Here is a 15,376-nt window from a genome sequence, read left to right on the forward strand (position 1 = left end):
TCCTTTTAGCTGCCGAGCCGCCGCCGCAGATCAATCCATGGCCACATGGGGCGCGCCGCCGGCCTGCCCGCCACGCTTCATCAGCAGCAGCAGCGGAAGCACGGCGAACGTCACGATCATCATCAGCTTGAAGTCGTCGAGATAAGCGATGAACAAGGCCTGCTTGGTGACGATGCCGTTGATGTAGGCGAGCGCCGCCGGCCCGGCGACCGGCGCGATCGTCTGCAGCATTTCGGGGTTCGCCGTCGGGATCGTCTGCTGAGTGATGTTCTGGGCAAGGTCCGCGTGGCTGATCTGGGTCATCCGCACCAGCTGCGTGCTGACGATCGAAATACCGATCGATCCGCCGATGTTGCGCGACAGGTTGAGCAGCGCGGCGCCGGTGGTCCGCAGCCGCGCCGACAAAGTCTCGAACGCGAGCGTCTGGAGCGGCACGAAGATCAGGCCGAGGCCGAGGCCCTGGACGATGCCGCTGACGATCACCGGCCGCGCCGGCTGGTCGATCGCAAAACCGGTCATCATGTAGAGCGACACGCCCATCAGAACGACGCCGATGCCCACGAGAAGCCGCGAGTCCACCTTGCCCGTCAGGCGCCCGGCCAGCAGCATCGAGATGAGCGTCCCGACGCCGCGCGGCGCAGTCAGGAAGCCCGACTGGAGCACCGAATAGCCGTACATGTTCTGCAAGAGCGGCGGCAGCAGTGCCAGGCCGGCGAGCAGCAGCACGCCGGTCACCACCATGAACAGCAGGCTGGTCGCGAAATTGCGATCGGTGAATAGCTGGCGGTCGAACAAGGGGTTCTTCGCCGTCACCATGTGGACGGTGAACATCCACGCCGCGCCGATGGCGAGCCCCGCTTCGACGATGATCTCCCAGCTTTCGAACCAGTCCTTCTGCTCGCCGCGGTCCAGGAACATCTGCAGAGCGCCGAGCGCCAGCGCCAGGAGCGCGAAGCCGAGCATGTCGAAGTTGCGCCGGATCGTCTCCGTCTTGGGCATGTAGCGGAGCATCAGCAAGGTGCAGACGATGCCCACCGGCAGGTTGACCAGGAACACCCATCGCCAATTGTAATTGTCGGTTAGCCAGCCGCCGAGCACCGGGCCCAGGATCGGCCCGATCATCACGCCGCCGCCGAACAGGGCCATCGCCTGGCCGTGCTTTTCCTTCGGGTTGATGTCGAACAGGGTCGCCTGGGCGAGCGGCACGATGAAGGCGCCGCTGACGCCCTGGAAGGCGCGGAACAGCACCATTTCGGTCAGCGACGTGGCGGTCGCACACAGCACCGAAGCGATGGTGAACCCGACCACGGAGATCAGCAGCAGCCGCTTGCGTCCGACGCGGTCGGCGAGCCAGCCGCTGATCGGAAGGGCGATTGCCGATGCGACGATATAGCTCGTCAGCACCCAGTTGATCGTGTCCTGGGTCGCGCTGAGGCTCGCCTGCATGTGCGGCAGCGCCACGTTGGCGATGGTGGTGTCGAGCACCTGCAGCAGCACCGCCATCATCACCCCGATGGTGACGATGATCCGCTGCCCCGCAGGAAGCGGGTGCGCTGCGATCTGGCCCGGGACTTCGGCCATCGGGCTCGCCGCTACTTCTTCGCCGGGTCGAGGAAGATGGTCGCGTTGACCGACAGGCCGGCGATCATCGGCTTGCTCGGCTTGCCGTCGAACACGATCCGGACCGGTACCCGCTGCGTGACCTTCACCCAATTGCCGTTGGCGTTCTGCGCCGGAAGCAGCGAGAATTCGCTTCCCGTGCCCGCGCCGATGCTCTGGACATGAGCGTCGAACTCCTGGCCGGGATAAGCGTCGACCTCGATCTTCGCCTTCTGCCCCGGCACCATCTTGCCGACGTCCTTCTCCTTGAAGTTCGCCTCGACCCAGGCCGCCGTGCTGCGCACCAAGCTCAGCATGCCGACGCCCGACACTGCCATCTGGCCGATCTGCAGATTGTCGGCATTTTCAACGACGCCATCCATCGGCGCCCGAACTTCAGTCCGCGAAAGGTCGAGCCGCGCCTTGTCGACCGCCGCCTGGGCCTGGGCGATCGACGGCTGCTCGCCCGGCGCGATCGCGGCGTTCGCATTGGCGGCGCGAGCGCGTGCATCGGCAAGCTGGGTCTCGGCCGAGCGCACCTCGTTGAGGGCGTCCTCATAATCGGCGCGCGTCGTGAAGCCCTGCTTCAGCAGCGCCTGCTGCCGGCCGAGCGCATTGCGCTTGATCGCGAGGTTCGCCTGCGCCCCGGTGATGTCGGCGCCGGTGCCGGCCGCCTGCGTCTGCAGCTGCGTCGTCTGCAGCCGCGCGGCAGCAAGCTGGGCCTGCGCCTGCTCGAGCGCCACCCGATAAGGCGCCGGGTCGATCTTGAAGAGCAGCTGCCCGCGCTTCACCCGGCTGCCATTCTCAACGAAGACCTGCGCGACAGGCCCATTCACCTGCGGGCTGACGGCGACGATATCCTGCTTCACCTGGGCATTGTCGGTCGCGACCGTCTCGCCGCCGGTCAGCCAATAATAGCCGCCGGCGAGAAGCAGCAGCACGGGCACGATCAGCATGGCGAACGTCTTCACTGCGCCGCGGCGCTTGCGCTCGACGACGATCGTCTCTTCACTTTCAGTGCCGGTCAGCGGTTCGCTATTCATCTTGTTCATTCGTTCGACGCCTTGCTGAAAGCCGCATTGCGGCTGACATTTTCACGCACTCGCGCCAGCACCCGGCGCATGGTCTCGATGTCCTCGCGACCGACGCCCTCAAACGCGTCGCCGGTCATCTCCTCGGCCACGGCGCGCAGTCGCTTGACCAGCGGCTCGGCCTTTTTCGTCACGTAGAGCCGCCAGGCCCGCCGGTCCGCCGGGTCGGCCCGACGCTCGACCAGCTCGGCCTCGGCAAGCCGGTCGATGATCCGCGACAAGGTGATCGGCTCGATGTCGAGCATGTCGGCGAGCTCGATCTGCCGCAGCCCGGGCTGGCGGGTCAGCCGGAACAGCACTTTCCATTGGGCGCGCGTGACTCCCATGCCGGCGGCCCGCCGGTCGAAAGCTTTGCGCATCGCGTGCGCCGTTTCGGCGATCTCGAAGGGAATGGTTTCCATTTGCTACGGATATAGTAAGCTTGCTTATATTAAGCAATGCACAAAGCGCAGCCGAGTTCCTGCTGCCGCGCGTTCCGCACCTGTGAAATGGGGATCGGCTGGAGCGGGTAGCGGGAATCGAACCCGCGCGTTCAGCTTGGGAAGCTGACAGGCTACCATTACATCATACCCGCGGCGCCGGCGCTCGAATTAGGTGCGCACCCTCGGCCCGTCAACGCCGCCGAGCGTCGGCTTACAGGCCGCCCATCACCGGGTCGAAGCCGGCCTCGCCCAGCTTGTCGGCCAGCGCTTCGCCGGTCCGCTGCGCAAGGTCTCCGTCTTCCGACCGGATCACGAAATTCGCGCCATATTTTCCGTCCTTGAAGAACGGATAGCTGCCGATCGCGACCCCGGGGTTCGCTTCCTCGGTCTCGCGCAACAGCTCGGCGACGTCGCTCTCCGGCGCCCGCGCGCCGACCGTCACCGACACGATCGGCTTCCCGCCCTCGATCTTGCCGGTGAGCCCATGGAGCATCGCCGCGGCAATCCCCGGCACGCCGGCAAGGATGAAGACATTCTCGATCCGCACTCCGGGCGCGCCTGAGCTCGGATTGTCGATCAGCTCCGCACCTTCCGGCACCCGCGCCATCCTCAGACGCGCTTCGGTCACCCCGCCCGGCCGGTCCTTGTACCAGCCCTCGAGGATCGCACGCGCTTCCGGGTGGATGACCACAGGCACGCCGAAAGCCGCGGCGATCGCATCGATGGTGATGTCATCATGGGTGGGCCCGATGCCGCCTGTCGTGAACAGATAGTCGTAAGTGGTGCGAAGCGTGTTCACCGCATCGCCGATCCGCTCCGTCACGTCCGGCACCACGCGAACTTCGGCAAGCCGGATCCCTTGCTCGTTCAGCCAGGTCGCGACCTGCGCGATATTCTTGTCCTGGGTCCGCCCCGACAGGATCTCGTCGCCGATCACCAGCAGCGCCGCAGTCCAGCTTTTCGATTCTGCGCTCACGGGACCTCCGGTGACATCGCGGGCGGGAATGCCTATCTATGGCGCATGACTCAATACATCACCGTTGCCGCCGACGATCGCGCCGAAGCGCGCAACGGCGTCATCAAGCTGCACGGCCCCGAAGGCTTCGCCGGCATGCGCAAGGCCGGCCGCCTCGCCGCAGAGATTCTCGACGCCCTTGCCCCGCACGTCGTGCCCGGCGTCACCACGCAGGAACTGGACGATATCGTCTACAGGATGATGCTCGACGGCGGCGGCATCCCGGCGACGCTCGGCTATCGCGGCTATACCAAGAGCAGCTGCATCTCGATCAACCATGTCGTCTGCCACGGCATCCCGGGCGACAAGGCGCTGAAGAACGGCGACATCGTCAACATCGACGTGACGCCGATCGTCGACGGCTGGCACGGCGACACCAGCCGCATGTTCCTCGTCGGCGACGTGCCGCTGCGCGCCCGCAAGCTGGTCGACATCACCTACGAATGTTTGATGCTCGGCCTCGAGCAGGCGCGGCCCGGCAATCACTTGGGCGACATTTCGAACGCCATCCAGCGCCACGCGGAATCGCACCGCTACAGCGTCGTTCGCGATTTCTGCGGCCATGGCGTCGGCCGTCTGTTCCACGACAGCCCCGAAGTCATCCACGCCGGACGGCCGGGCACTGGCCCGGAGCTCAAGCCCGGCATGATCTTCACCGTTGAGCCGATGATCAACCTCGGCCGCCCGGACGTGAAGGTGCTCGACGACGGCTGGACGGCGGTCACCCGCGATCGCTCGCTTTCGGCCCAGTTCGAACACTCGATCGGGATCACGGAAGACGGCTGCGAGATCTTCACGAAGAGCCCGACCGGGCGCGACAAGCCGCCCTACGCTTAAAGCGCGGCGATGATCGCTGCGGCGGCCCGGTGCGCAGCCGCCGGGCTCGCGTCGCCCAAAGCATCGGCAGCAAAGCTGCGCTGTAGCTCTTTGTAACGGCCATGCTCGTCCGGCGCGCGCTCCAACGCAGCCATGAGCTGCGAAAGCTCGTCGATGACCTCGCCGCACTCCCAGAAGCCGTGATCGTCCGTGGCTTGCCAGTCGAGCTTGTCGGGGTTGAGGAACACGCAGGGCCGCGGCCGCATCAGGAACTCGACCACCTGGCTCGAGGTGTCCCCCAAATAGATGTCGGCGGCAGCCATGTATGTCCCGTCGACCATCGAAAAGCTGTCGGTGTCGACATGCACGTGGGGAAGCGCCGCGACGCCGGCCAGCACGTCCCTCACGTCCGGCGCCTTCTCGACCAGCCGCTGATGCGGGGCGAGGATGACGTTGAAGCGCTCCTGGCCTCCAAGCATCGCAACGATCTCGCGCCCCCACGCCCACCAGGACGAACGATGGCGCTGCCAGTGCGGCGCATAGACGACGACTGGCCTGTCGTCGGCGAACAGCCGCCGCGGCTCCGCAAGCGCGCGGAAGCCCGCCTTCACATAGCCGGTGACGACGACCTGCTCGTCCCCGAAGCCGCGGACCAGATAAGTGTCCTTCTCGCGCTGGCTCGGCACCAGCATGCGGTAGGCGGCGCGGCGGCGCGCATCGTCGCGCGCGCTCATCGAACCGACGCCATGCGACGTCTTGATGAAGCGCCGCCTCAAGAACGGCAGCATGCGCGGCAGCCACAGGCTGGTCTGCTCGGCGCAGACGATAAGCCGCGCGCGCATCAGGTGCGGCAGCAGCCGGAGCAGAGTCGGGATTTTCGGCGGCAACGCCGGGTTCTCGCCCCGCTTCAGCTCGGGGAGGCTCAGGAAGCCCGGCACACGCCGCACGCGCACCCGCTCCTTAAGCCCCGCCTCGGCGAGCCAGCCGCCGATCAGCCCTTCATGGACCGACGTCGCGACCCAGCAGTCGATGGGAAGGTTCGGCGCGTCGGCCGCCAGTGCTTCGACGATCGGGTAAAGGTGTGGGATTAGGAGCGTTTCGCCGAGGAACAGGAAGGCGACCGGCGCGCCGCTCGGGCGTGGCATTTAAAAGCCGGCGGCTTTGCTCGCTTCGCCGCTGTCTGCCGCCGCGGGGCCGCCCCATTGGGCAATGTCCTCAGGGCGGTCGATCTCCGTCCACTGCCCGCCTTCGAAGCTGACCGCGTGAACACCCTCTTCGCGGGCGATGCGATCGACCACGGCATGGTGGAAAGCCTGGCTGCCGTCGACCTCGCCGATCACCGACTGAAGCACTGCCGAATAACGCGCCGCCCCTTCGCCGCGCCAGGCGATGAAGCCAAGGCTGCGATGATGCGCGAGTAGCGGGCTCAGATCCTTGCCGACCGCGACGACCCGGTCCCCGGCGATGCGCACCAGCATGTCGTCCACCGCTACGCTCGACACCGGCTCGACGAACAGGTTGAGGCCCGGCTCGAGCCGCCGCAGCCCGTCAGCTACGAGCTTCGGATCATAGACCGTATCGCCGTTGAGCAGGCAGAATTCGCCTTCAAGGCGATGCCGCGCGGCCCACACACTGCCGATGCTGCTCGACACCGCATAGAAGGGGTTGAACACCAGTTCCGGCCGCTCCTCGACCGCCCAACGTTCCTCGACGAACGCCTGCAGCTTGTCGAAGCGATACCCGCCGACGATCGTGATTCCGCGCACGCCCGCGGCCCGCAGCGCCTCGACCTGGTGCTCCAGGATCGTGCGCCCGCCGACTTCGATCAGGCACTTGGGCCGATCGGCCGTCAGCGGCAGCAGGCGCGAGCCCAGCCCGGCGGCTAAAAGGATGGCACGGTCGATCATCTCGGCGGCCCTCTCCCGGAAAACTGTGGCATTGCTGCGGCAAGCTCTTTTATGGGTCGAACGAAGACCGCAAAGGGGTGCGCAGGCGTGAAAAAGGTCGAAGCGATCATCAAGCCGTTCAAGCTCGACGACGTGAAGGACGCGCTTCACGACGTCGGCGTCTCCGGCATCACCGTCAGCGAAGTGAAGGGCTTCGGCCGCCAGAAGGGCCACACCGAGCTCTACCGCGGCGCCGAATATGTCATCGACTTCCTGCCCAAGGTGAAGATCGAGGTGGTGGTCGAAGACAGCCTTGCCGACAATGTCGTCGAAGCGATCGAAAATGCCGCTCGCACAGGGCGCATCGGCGACGGCAAGATCTTCGTCCTCGACGTCGACCAGGCGATCCGCATCCGCACAGGCGACCGCGGGCATGATGCACTTTGATGTTAAGGCGTCACCCCGGCCTTGAGCCGGGGTCTGCCTTTACCTAGAGCTGCCCGCATGCAGGCACGCAGGCGGATGCCGGATCAAGTCCGGCATGACGAATTGGGCATCTGATCCAGATGGACGAACGCCTCGCCTCAATGTCGCCGGACGAGCTGCGCGGGGCCATGCGGACGCTCGGCTACCGCACCCAGAACGACCTCGCCCAGGCGATCGGCGTATCCCGCTCCGCAGTCAGCCTGTGGCTTGAAGGCAAGGTCGGTGTCCCCCGTCCAATCGCCATGCTCTTGCGCATGCTCGTGTCCGCCCAGCGGCGGATTTATTGATCGTCGCGAGCCCTCATTAACCTTCGTTAAAGACTTGAAATCGCGGCTCTTTATTGAATAGTGCTTGAGCGCATCATCGCGGGGCAAAGCGCTCGGGGGAGCAGTCAGATGGGAGTCGAGCGGGGGAGTGGGCCGCAGCCAAGTCCGGCTGTTGAACCTCAACGCAACCAGTACCGGCTCTATTTCCTCCAGGGCCTCGGCGGTCGCATCCTCCACAGCCACGAGTTCGAAGCCGAGAGCGACGAGCGCGCGCTCGGCCTCGCGCAGGGCTGGCGCGAGGGCCGCCGGACCGAGCTTTGGACCGGCGCTCGCAAGCTCGGCGCCTGGCCCGCCGACGAGACGCCGTCGGCTTAAGTATTTGCCCGCGGTTGCATCCGCGGGGGCTCAGCCGCAATGAGCGGCGCCATGCTCACCCTCGACAACCAACAGCAATCCGCCCGCACCTGGTTCGAATCGCTGCGCGACCGCATCTGCGCCGCCTTCGAAGAGATCGAGCGCGAGGCGGGCTCCGACGCCTCCTTCACCTACACGCCGTGGGACCGCACCGATGCTAGCGGCGGCACGGGCGGCGGCGGCGTGCGCGGGCAGATGGCCGGCAAGGTGTTCGAGAAGGTCGGCGTCAACGTCTCGACCGTCGGCGGGCAGTTCAGCCCCGATTTCGCCAAGAGCATTCCCGGCGCCGCGGAGGACCCGAGCTTCTTCGCCACCGGCATCAGCCTCGTCGCCCACATGGCCAACCCGCACGTCCCCGCCGTGCACATGAACACCCGCTTCCTGTGCACGACCAAGCGCTGGTTCGGCGGCGGCGCCGACCTCAATCCGGCTATCCCCTATGAAGAGGACACCGAAGCCTTCCACGCGCGCTTCCGCGCCGCCTGCGCAGCCCACGACCCGACCTTCTATCCACGCTTTTCCAAGTGGGCGGAGGAATATTTCTGGCTCCCTCACCGCAATGTGTCGCGCGGCGTCGGCGGCATCTTCTACGATTATCTTGAAGACCATTTCGACGAGCATTTCGCCTTCACCAAAGACGTCGGCGAAGCGTTCCTCGACATCGTCCCGCAGATCGTCCGCAAGCGCATGGACATGCCGTTCACCGACGAGGACATGGACCGCCTCCTCGAGTTCCGCGGCCGCTACGTCGAGTTCAACCTCCTCTACGACCGCGGCACTTTGTTCGGCCTCAAGACCGGCGGCAACGTCGACGCCATCCTCATGAGCCTCCCCCCGCTCGCCAAGTGGAAGTAAGAGCGTGAGCCTTAACGAGCTGCCGCCGAACGAGCTTGCCGCGGTCGTCACCTATCTTGAGATGCGCGAGCGGCCATCGGCCGAGGTTCCCTCGTCCACGCTGCAGCTCCGCCGCGTCGCCGAGCCTGGCGCCGAGCAGTATCGCGCCCTGTTCCGCAAAGTCGGCGAGCCATGGCTGTGGTTCTCCCGCCTGGTCCTCGACGACAACAAGCTCGAGGCCATCATCCGCGACCCCGCCGTCGAGCTGTTCGAAGTCGCTGCCGTGGAAGCCGTCGTCGGCATGGTCGAGCTGGACTTCCGGCAGCCCGGCGAGTGCGAGCTCGCCTTCATCGGCCTGGTCCCGGAACTGAGCGGCCAAGGCTACGGCAAATGGCTGCTTGCCCGCGCCCTGCGCCTCGCCTGGCGCGAGGGCATAAGCCGCGTCCACGTCCATACCTGTTCGCTCGACCATCCGGCGGCGCTGTCGGCCTATCGACGCGCGGGCTTCACGCCTTACAAACGAGCGGTCGAGCGCTTCCCCGACCCGCGACTGCTCGGGATTTTACCGAAGGACTGCGCGCCTCAGATTCCGCTGCTCGGCACCGAAGCCTGAACCTCGCCGCGGCCCGCAAGCTGGGTGTAGATCCGCGCCAGCATCACCGCGAACACGACTGTAAACAGTGCCTGGATCGCCGCGGCGACCAGCGAGATCAGCAGCGCCGACAGGCTTAGCTGGTCCGGCGGCCCGAGCGCTGCCGCGATGATCGAGCCGATCACCAGCTGCCCGGCGAGGAGCACGATCATCAGGCCGATGAACATCATGGCGACGAAACCAAGCAGCCGCAGGTAATTGCCCTTGGCCAGGCGCCAGCTGCGCTTGAGCAGGTGGAGGGGCCCACCGTCCTCCGCAGCCGCGGCGGGCACGGCGAGCTGGAACACCGCATAGGAAAGCGCGACCGCGAGAAGGATGATCAGGACGACGGCCGGCGACGCCTCGGTGCTGGACGTGCCGCTCACCATACCGAGAAGGCTGAGCACCAGGACGATCGGAATGAGGATGATGAACAAGGCGATCATCATCAGCAGGAAGGCGCCGAGCAGCGCCGGCATCCGCGAAACCCCGCGCATGATCGCCGCGCCGACCGTCGTCGACGGGCCGATGCCCAGCCGGTTGATCGCCACTTGGGCGATGAACCCGAACAGCAGGCTCGCCAGCAGCAGTCCGAACGCCAGGCCGAAGTTCTTGGCCGGCGATTGCGGCGTGAACAGGCCGATCACCGTCTGCGGCAGGACGACGATCGCCAGCGCCACTGCGGCGATCAGGCGTCCGTCCCGCGATAGCACCTGGCGGGTCTCGTCCCAGGCACGCGACAGCGACAATTTCGGCATCAACCCTCCCCTTTTGCCGACCTTATGCTGGCGCAGCGCCGCTTGCGCAACGGCGCTTGCTCGAAGCGCGCGGCAACGCCATCTCCCACGCGTGACCGAGTTCATCGACGGCATCGAGTGGCGGACGAGCGACGGGCTCGTCCCCTATGAGGAGGCGCTCCGCTTCATGGAGGAGCGGGCGGCGGCGATCCGCGCCGGGACCGCGCCGGAATGCGTGTGGCTGCTCGAACACCCGCCTCTGTTCACCGCCGGCACCAGCGCCGACCCGGCCGAGCTGTTCAACCCGCATGGCTTTCCGGTCTACGAGGCCGGCCGCGGCGGCCGCTATACCTATCATGGCCCAGGGCAGCGGGTCGGCTATCTGATGCTCGACCTCGAAAAGCGCGGAAAGGACATCCGCCGCTTCGTCCACTCCCTGGAAGGCTGGATGATCGACACCCTGGCCGAGGTCGGCGTCGCAGCGCACCGCGCCCCCGGCCGCATCGGCATCTGGGTCGGCGAAGGCGCGCGCGAGGCCAAGATCGCGGCGCTCGGCGTCCGGGTGAAGCGCTGGGTCACGCTTCACGGCTTTTCCATCAACGTCGCGCCCGATCTGTCGCATTTCGGGGGCATCGTTCCCTGCGGCATCAGCGAATTCGGGGTCACCAGCCTGGCGCAGGAAGGGAAACAAATAGGGCTCACGCGTGTTGATGCCGCCTTGAAGCGTAGTTTTCAGCGGTTTCTCAACAGTTTGGACCATCAGTGCAAAGAGTCTTGAAGGAACCTTGCGCTTCAGACTATGGTTCGCGCGATTTGCGCCGGGGGTTCACCCTCTGCAGATCGCAATAAATAGGGAGTCTTGAATGCGTGCTCTTATCCTGGTCGCTGGTGCGGCCCTGGCGGTTGCCGCTTGCAGCAGCAACGACAACGCCAACAACACCATGAACGTCGATGAGAACCTCACGACCGACATGAACACGATGGACATGAACGCGACGGACATGAACGCGACCGACATGAACGGCGCCGACGTGAACCTCACCGCGGGCAACGTCACGGTTGTCGAGAATGGCACCGACGCGAACGCGACGGCCAACGCCACGACCAACAACGCGATGTAATTGTCGCACCCCGGCTTGCCGGGGTGTTGGCTTTTCAAGAGGCTGCCGGGGTTCTACTTCGGCAGCCTCTTTTTTTGTCTTCGGAGTTTTCGATGCGCGCGCTGATCCTCGTTTCCGCAGTCTTCGTCCTCGCCGCCTGCTCGAACAACGACCAGCGCGACAACAGCATGAACGTGGACGAGAACCTGACGGCCGAGAATATCGTCTCGAACGACGTGACGGCGATCGATGCCGTGACCGGCGACGCCGCCAATCTCGCCGAAGCGGCCGAGATCAACGATATCGGCCCGGCGGTGGACAGCGCGGACCTCAACGCGGCGTCCCCGGCGAAGCCCGGCTCTTCAAAGCCGGCGGCGAAGAAGGCAGCTGACAAGCCCGCTGCCGCGCCGAAGCCGGCGGGGGCGACGAGCAACAGCTCGGAATAAGCTTAAGCCAGCCCCACGACCTTGTGCGCCTGCAGCGTCAGGCGCCACTTCGGCCGCTCCATCGCCAGCCGCACCGCCGCTTCGATGGCGCTTTCTCGATCCGCGCAATCCATCGGCTGCACGAGGAAATGGTCGAAGCTCCAGGCTTCCAGCTCTTCCGGATCGATACCGTCCTGCGGCCAGACAAGCTTCAGCTCGTTGCCGGACCGCTGCACGACCTTCGTGCCGGCCTTTGGGCTGACGCAGATCCAGTCGAGCCCCGGCGTAGCGGCAAGCGTCCCATTGGTCTCCGCCGCCACCTCGAACCCGCGCGCGTGCAGCGCATCGATGAGCGCGGTGTCGAGCTGCAGCATCGGCTCGCCGCCCGTCACGACCACCAGCCGCCGCTCGGCGCCCTCGCCCCATAGCCGCTCGACCTGACTGGCAAGCGCGTCGGCATCGCCGAACTTGCCGCCGCCCTCCCCATCCGTGCCCACGAAGTCCGTGTCGCAGAAGCGGCATTCGGCAATTGCCCGGTCCTGTTCCCGCCCCGACCACAAGTTGCAGCCGGCAAAGCGCAGGAACACAGCCCGCCGGCCCGCCTGAACGCCCTCCCCCTGCAGCGTCAGGAAGCATTCCTTGACCGCATAGCTCATGCGTAAGCCGTCGGATCCGCGATCCCGGCCTCGCCAAAACCCTTCGCCCTCAAGCGGCACGCGTCGCATTCGCCGCAGTGCCTGCCGTCCGGCAGCGGGTCGTAGCAACTGTGGCTGATCCCGGCATCGAGCCCCAGCCGCTGCGCCTCGCGCGCAATCTCGGCCTTGGTCATGTCCTGCAGCGGCGCGTGGATGGTGAAGCCTTCGCCCTCCACGCCAGCCTTCGTCGCCACGTCGGCGAGGCTTTGGAACGAACGGATGAATTCGGGCCGGCAATCGGGGTAGCCCGAATAATCGAGCGCGTTGACGCCGATGAAGATGTCGGATGCGCCGCTCGCCTCCGCGAGCCCCACCGCAAGGCTGAGGAAGATGAGGTTGCGCGCCGGCACGTAAGTCACGGGAATCCCCTCGCCGACGCCCTCCTTCGGCACCGCAATGTCACTGGTCAGCGCCGATCCGCCGAATGCCCGGAGGTCGAGCGGCAGGACGATATGGCGGTCCGCGAGCTCAGCCGCGATCCGCCGCGCCGCGTCCAGCTCGACCCTGTGCCGCTGGTTATAATCCACCGTCAACGCAACCACAGAAAAGCCCTGCTCGCGCGCAAGTGCCGCGCAGACCATGGAATCCAGGCCCCCGGACAGCAGGACGATGGCCGGCTTCACAGCTTGATCCCGACTTTGGGGGCCGCCCAGAACATCAGCGCGTAGAGCGCCAGCGTTCCCGCCACCCCGATCGCCAGCGTCAGCCAGAAACTCATGCCGGACCGCAGCATCGCCGGCACCGCCAGGAACAAGGGCAGCGACGGCAGGATGAACCAGAAGACGCTGCCGGTCAGCGCGGCGACCTTCTCCGGGTCATGGCTGTCGCGCCACAGCCAGACCATCGCCAGCAGCGACGTCAGCGGAAGCGACGCCAACAGCCCGCCCCAACCGGGGTAGCGCCGGGCAACCTCCGAAACGGCGGCGACGATCACGCCCGACAGCGCGGCCTTGATGACGAGATAGAGCACGGCACGCGCCCTTAGGGGCTCGGCGCCGCTAAAAGAAGGGCCGCCCGTCTTTCGAGGGGCGGCCCAGGTATCGGGCGCTTGCCCGATTGGGAGGAAAGCGTGCCGAATCCGGCACAACCGCATTGCTATCCCAAGATGGTTAAACGCCGGCTTAATGGCGTGAAGATGAAGCGCTTTTTCCGCAATCGCCGACGCGGTGCGCCTGCAGCACATAAGCGAATGGCAGCTGGTTCGAGATGCCTTGCGTATCGATCCTCAGCGACCGGGGCGTGATCACGTCGATCCGGCTGTGCCCGAACCCCGCCCCGCCGCAGCTATAGTTGATCACGGTGGAACCGGCGGTGTTGCCGACCACCGTCCGCTTGCAGTCGCCGCCGCGGTGCTCGAACTGCGCCAGCATCAAGGCCTGGCCGACGCAGACCCGCACCGGCGCGCGCGCACCCGGCGCCCCGCTCACTTCCCAAAGCCCGCCCGCGACCTGCGTAAGCGCGCTCGGCTGCGCCACCGCAACGGCGGCGGGCACGACAAGGACGGACAAGACGATCAGCGGCCTGCGCATGACCGCTGATTACCACGTCTAAGTTGCAATTTGGAGACGGAATGACGGCAAGCCGACATTCCTAGCCGAGTTCGTTCGGCGCGATCGGAAAGCTCGACGAGCAGAAGGCGCAGTCGACCCGGATGAAGCCGTCCTCGCCGACCATGTCGGCCCGCTCGTCCGCCGGGAAGCGGGCGATGACGGATCGGACATAGTCGGGATCGCAGCGGCAGCCGCGGCTGAGCGGGATCGCCGCGAGCGTCCGCACCTCGTCCTCTTCGTGGAACAGCCGCCAGATCAGGTTGTCCAGCGGCAGCTCCGGATTGGTCAGCTCATCGGGCTTCACCGATCCGCCAAGGATTGCGACATGGGGCCAGTCAGGATGGTCGAGCCGCGTGTGCAGCCGCTCGCGCCCTTCCTCGCCCTCCGGCAAATGCTGGAGCAGCAGACCGCCCGCGAACCAGTGGCCGCCGCGCTTCTCCGCCGCCAGCCGCACCAGACTGGGGATCTGCTCCGACTGCGCGAAATAGCTTTGCGCCGCATCGCCCAGGCTCTTGCCCTCCAGCGGGACGATGCCCTGGTAGCGCTCGTTGGCGACCGGCTGGTCGAACGTGATCGCCAGATAGCCCTTGCCGAACAGCTCCTGCAGCGTCGGCTTCTCGGGCAGGCCGTGAAGCCGCTCGGGATCGTGGCGGACATAGCCGCGCAGCTCGCCGCTCTTATAATCGCAGACCATCAGGTCGATGAGCCCGCCTTCGGTCTGCGCCTGAAGCGTCAGCTGGCCCTGCGGCTCCTTGAGCAGCGAACCGAGCAGCGCCGTCAGCGTCAGCGCCTCGGCAAGGAGCTTCTCGAGCACCGGCGGATATTTGTGGCTGGCAAGCACGGCGTCGACCACCGGCCCGAGCCGGGCGATGCGCCCGCGGGCATTGCGCGACGGGATGGCGACGCCAAGCGCGGCGTCGGAATTCAGCTGAACTGTAGGCATTGCAGGTAGATGGTTGTGCCCGCCGGAAATCGCAACCTTTGCCGCGGCCTAGCCCGGCGACGCCGCCGATCCGGCGAGCAGGCCGCCGTCAATGTCGAACTCGGATCCGGTGATATAGGGCGCTTCGTCCGACGCCAGGAACACGACCAGCGCCGCGACCTCCTCTGCACGGCGAGCTGATGCCGCTCCTCTCCAGCCGGATCCTCGCGCTCGAATGGCAGCTGACGCCGGAACTCGAGGTGTCGAAGCTTCCTGTCGATTGCCCGAGATGGGGGCCGATCGGCGGGTTCGGGCTGATGAGCCGGGTGCCGGAGCTCTGGGCAAGGCTCGGCGAGCTCGGTCCCCCCGCGGACAAGATCGTCGCCGCGTTCATCGACGAGGTCGGCGAACGGCCGATGCTCGTCACGGCACGGGACCGCATCGCGGAGCGGCTCGGGGGGCTGCCGCGCGGGTAAGTTTTCGTGGC

The 15,376-nt window shown here is 66.3% G+C and carries 22 protein-coding genes, 1 tRNA gene and 1 pseudogene; 10 read left to right on the plus strand and 14 right to left on the minus strand.

Annotated elements, in window-relative coordinates; translation table 11 throughout:
- Positions 1-30: 30 nt before the first annotated feature.
- The 5 genes from VIL42_01140 to VIL42_01160 form a co-directional block, all read right to left on the minus strand.
- A complete protein-coding gene (locus VIL42_01140) occupies positions 31-1,581 on the minus strand; it encodes a DHA2 family efflux MFS transporter permease subunit (protein ID HEY8591451.1) in 1,551 nt (516 codons plus the stop codon).
- A gap of 11 nt (positions 1,582-1,592) precedes the next feature.
- Positions 1,593-2,651, minus strand: a complete 1,059-nt coding sequence (locus tag VIL42_01145) for an HlyD family secretion protein (GenBank protein HEY8591452.1) — start codon at positions 2,649-2,651, stop codon at positions 1,593-1,595.
- Positions 2,648-3,091 carry a MarR family transcriptional regulator gene (locus tag VIL42_01150; protein ID HEY8591453.1) on the minus strand — a complete coding sequence of 148 codons (444 nt, stop codon included), beginning with the start codon at positions 3,089-3,091 and terminating at the stop codon, positions 2,648-2,650. Before VIL42_01150 ends, VIL42_01145 begins: the two co-directional genes overlap by 4 nt.
- A gap of 99 nt (positions 3,092-3,190) precedes the next feature.
- A tRNA-Gly gene (locus VIL42_01155) sits at positions 3,191-3,264 on the minus strand.
- A gap of 59 nt (positions 3,265-3,323) precedes the next feature.
- Entirely contained in the window at positions 3,324-4,088 is a 765-nt protein-coding gene (locus tag VIL42_01160; protein HEY8591454.1) for a molybdopterin-binding protein, read from the minus strand.
- Between the two features lie 45 nt (positions 4,089-4,133).
- Here VIL42_01160 and map point away from each other — a divergent pair, with 45 nt between their 5' ends.
- Positions 4,134-4,964 carry a type I methionyl aminopeptidase gene (gene map, locus VIL42_01165; GenBank protein HEY8591455.1) on the plus strand — a complete coding sequence of 277 codons (831 nt, stop codon included), beginning with the start codon at positions 4,134-4,136 and terminating at the stop codon, positions 4,962-4,964.
- On the opposite strand, the gene VIL42_01170 is transcribed toward map, so the two are convergent.
- Together VIL42_01170 and VIL42_01175 are read right to left on the minus strand one after the other, a co-directional pair.
- Positions 4,961-6,088, minus strand: a complete 1,128-nt coding sequence (locus VIL42_01170; GenBank protein HEY8591456.1) for a hypothetical protein — start codon at positions 6,086-6,088, stop codon at positions 4,961-4,963. The genes map and VIL42_01170 overlap by 4 nt on opposite strands.
- Positions 6,089-6,850, minus strand: a complete 762-nt coding sequence (locus VIL42_01175; GenBank protein ID HEY8591457.1) for a phosphocholine cytidylyltransferase family protein — start codon at positions 6,848-6,850, stop codon at positions 6,089-6,091.
- 87 nt (positions 6,851-6,937) lie between these two features.
- On the opposite strand from VIL42_01175, the gene VIL42_01180 reads away from it, so the two are divergent.
- From VIL42_01180 to VIL42_01200, 5 genes are all read left to right on the plus strand, one after another.
- A complete protein-coding gene (locus tag VIL42_01180) occupies positions 6,938-7,276 on the plus strand; it encodes a P-II family nitrogen regulator (GenBank protein ID HEY8591458.1) in 339 nt (112 codons plus the stop codon).
- 119 nt (positions 7,277-7,395) lie between these two features.
- On the plus strand, positions 7,396-7,602 hold the full coding sequence (locus VIL42_01185; GenBank protein HEY8591459.1) for a helix-turn-helix domain-containing protein: 207 nt from the start codon (positions 7,396-7,398) through the stop codon (positions 7,600-7,602).
- 108 nt (positions 7,603-7,710) lie between these two features.
- A complete protein-coding gene (locus tag VIL42_01190; GenBank protein ID HEY8591460.1) occupies positions 7,711-7,956 on the plus strand; it encodes a hypothetical protein in 246 nt (81 codons plus the stop codon).
- Positions 7,957-8,007: 51 nt separating this feature from the next.
- Positions 8,008-8,850, plus strand: a complete 843-nt coding sequence (hemF, locus tag VIL42_01195; GenBank protein HEY8591461.1) for an oxygen-dependent coproporphyrinogen oxidase — start codon at positions 8,008-8,010, stop codon at positions 8,848-8,850.
- A 4-nt stretch (positions 8,851-8,854) separates the two neighbouring features.
- Positions 8,855-9,442: a GNAT family N-acetyltransferase gene (locus VIL42_01200; protein ID HEY8591462.1), complete on the plus strand. Its 588-nt coding sequence runs from the start codon at positions 8,855-8,857 to the stop codon at positions 9,440-9,442.
- Here VIL42_01200 and VIL42_01205 read toward each other — a convergent pair.
- Positions 9,412-10,218: a hypothetical protein gene (locus VIL42_01205; protein HEY8591463.1), complete on the minus strand. Its 807-nt coding sequence runs from the start codon at positions 10,216-10,218 to the stop codon at positions 9,412-9,414. The two genes, VIL42_01200 and VIL42_01205, sit on opposite strands and share 31 nt — an antisense overlap.
- Before the next feature lie 91 nt (positions 10,219-10,309).
- Between VIL42_01205 and lipB the strand changes: the two genes are divergently transcribed.
- The 3 genes from lipB (at position 10,310) to VIL42_01220 (ending at position 11,743) form a co-directional block, all read left to right on the plus strand.
- Positions 10,310-10,975 carry a lipoyl(octanoyl) transferase LipB gene (gene lipB, locus VIL42_01210; GenBank protein ID HEY8591464.1) on the plus strand — a complete coding sequence of 222 codons (666 nt, stop codon included), beginning with the start codon at positions 10,310-10,312 and terminating at the stop codon, positions 10,973-10,975.
- 85 nt (positions 10,976-11,060) lie between these two features.
- On the plus strand, positions 11,061-11,318 hold the full coding sequence (locus tag VIL42_01215) for a hypothetical protein (protein ID HEY8591465.1): 258 nt from the start codon (positions 11,061-11,063) through the stop codon (positions 11,316-11,318).
- A 92-nt stretch (positions 11,319-11,410) separates the two neighbouring features.
- Entirely contained in the window at positions 11,411-11,743 is a 333-nt protein-coding gene (locus tag VIL42_01220; protein ID HEY8591466.1) for a hypothetical protein, read from the plus strand.
- A 2-nt stretch (positions 11,744-11,745) separates the two neighbouring features.
- Here the strand turns inward: VIL42_01220 and queE are convergent, their stop codons facing one another.
- From queE to VIL42_01250, 6 genes and pseudogenes are all read right to left on the minus strand, one after another.
- Positions 11,746-12,378 (minus strand): 7-carboxy-7-deazaguanine synthase, encoded by a 633-nt coding sequence (gene queE, locus VIL42_01225; GenBank protein HEY8591467.1) that lies wholly within the window; start codon positions 12,376-12,378, stop codon positions 11,746-11,748.
- Positions 12,375-13,040 carry a 7-cyano-7-deazaguanine synthase QueC gene (queC, locus tag VIL42_01230; GenBank protein ID HEY8591468.1) on the minus strand — a complete coding sequence of 222 codons (666 nt, stop codon included), beginning with the start codon at positions 13,038-13,040 and terminating at the stop codon, positions 12,375-12,377. Before queC ends, queE begins: the two co-directional genes overlap by 4 nt.
- Complete coding sequence (locus VIL42_01235) at positions 13,037-13,387, minus strand: DUF3147 family protein (protein HEY8591469.1); 351 nt, start codon at positions 13,385-13,387, stop codon at positions 13,037-13,039. The genes queC and VIL42_01235 overlap by 4 nt, the downstream gene beginning before the upstream one ends.
- Positions 13,388-13,538: 151 nt before the next feature.
- Positions 13,539-13,946 (minus strand): hypothetical protein, encoded by a 408-nt coding sequence (locus VIL42_01240; protein ID HEY8591470.1) that lies wholly within the window; start codon positions 13,944-13,946, stop codon positions 13,539-13,541.
- A 61-nt stretch (positions 13,947-14,007) separates the two neighbouring features.
- The gene (locus tag VIL42_01245) at positions 14,008-14,910 is read right to left on the minus strand and encodes an Hsp33 family molecular chaperone HslO (protein ID HEY8591471.1); all 903 of its coding nucleotides are present in this window, start codon (positions 14,908-14,910) and stop codon (positions 14,008-14,010) included.
- A 48-nt stretch (positions 14,911-14,958) separates the two neighbouring features.
- A pseudogene (locus tag VIL42_01250) lies at positions 14,959-15,075 on the minus strand (SDR family oxidoreductase).
- A gap of 14 nt (positions 15,076-15,089) precedes the next feature.
- Here VIL42_01250 and VIL42_01255 point away from each other — a divergent pair.
- Positions 15,090-15,365 carry a hypothetical protein gene (locus VIL42_01255; protein HEY8591472.1) on the plus strand — a complete coding sequence of 92 codons (276 nt, stop codon included), beginning with the start codon at positions 15,090-15,092 and terminating at the stop codon, positions 15,363-15,365.
- Positions 15,366-15,376: the final 11 nt, after the last annotated feature.

It is taken from the genome of Sphingomicrobium sp. (genome assembly GCA_036563485.1).
GTDB lineage: Bacteria > Pseudomonadota > Alphaproteobacteria > Sphingomonadales > Sphingomonadaceae > Sphingomicrobium.

Coding starts and splice junctions, on each gene's coding strand:
- VIL42_01205 (HEY8591463.1), bottom strand. CDS start 10,218: ATGCCGAAATTGTCGCTGTCGCGTGCCTGGGACGAGACCCGCCAGGTG.
- VIL42_01220 (HEY8591466.1), top strand. CDS start 11,411: ATGCGCGCGCTGATCCTCGTTTCCGCAGTCTTCGTCCTCGCCGCCTGC.
- queE (HEY8591467.1), bottom strand. CDS start 12,378: ATGAGCTATGCGGTCAAGGAATGCTTCCTGACGCTGCAGGGGGAGGGC.
- map (HEY8591455.1), top strand. CDS start 4,134: ATGACTCAATACATCACCGTTGCCGCCGACGATCGCGCCGAAGCGCGC.
- VIL42_01240 (HEY8591470.1), bottom strand. CDS start 13,946: ATGCGCAGGCCGCTGATCGTCTTGTCCGTCCTTGTCGTGCCCGCCGCC.
- VIL42_01145 (HEY8591452.1), bottom strand. CDS start 2,651: ATGAACAAGATGAATAGCGAACCGCTGACCGGCACTGAAAGTGAAGAG.
- VIL42_01150 (HEY8591453.1), bottom strand. CDS start 3,091: ATGGAAACCATTCCCTTCGAGATCGCCGAAACGGCGCACGCGATGCGC.
- VIL42_01215 (HEY8591465.1), top strand. CDS start 11,061: ATGCGTGCTCTTATCCTGGTCGCTGGTGCGGCCCTGGCGGTTGCCGCT.
- hemF (HEY8591461.1), top strand. CDS start 8,008: ATGCTCACCCTCGACAACCAACAGCAATCCGCCCGCACCTGGTTCGAA.
- VIL42_01245 (HEY8591471.1), bottom strand. CDS start 14,910: ATGCCTACAGTTCAGCTGAATTCCGACGCCGCGCTTGGCGTCGCCATC.
- VIL42_01185 (HEY8591459.1), top strand. CDS start 7,396: ATGGACGAACGCCTCGCCTCAATGTCGCCGGACGAGCTGCGCGGGGCC.
- VIL42_01170 (HEY8591456.1), bottom strand. CDS start 6,088: ATGCCACGCCCGAGCGGCGCGCCGGTCGCCTTCCTGTTCCTCGGCGAA.
- VIL42_01175 (HEY8591457.1), bottom strand. CDS start 6,850: ATGATCGACCGTGCCATCCTTTTAGCCGCCGGGCTGGGCTCGCGCCTG.
- VIL42_01190 (HEY8591460.1), top strand. CDS start 7,711: ATGGGAGTCGAGCGGGGGAGTGGGCCGCAGCCAAGTCCGGCTGTTGAA.
- VIL42_01255 (HEY8591472.1), top strand. CDS start 15,090: ATGCCGCTCCTCTCCAGCCGGATCCTCGCGCTCGAATGGCAGCTGACG.
- VIL42_01140 (HEY8591451.1), bottom strand. CDS start 1,581: ATGGCCGAAGTCCCGGGCCAGATCGCAGCGCACCCGCTTCCTGCGGGG.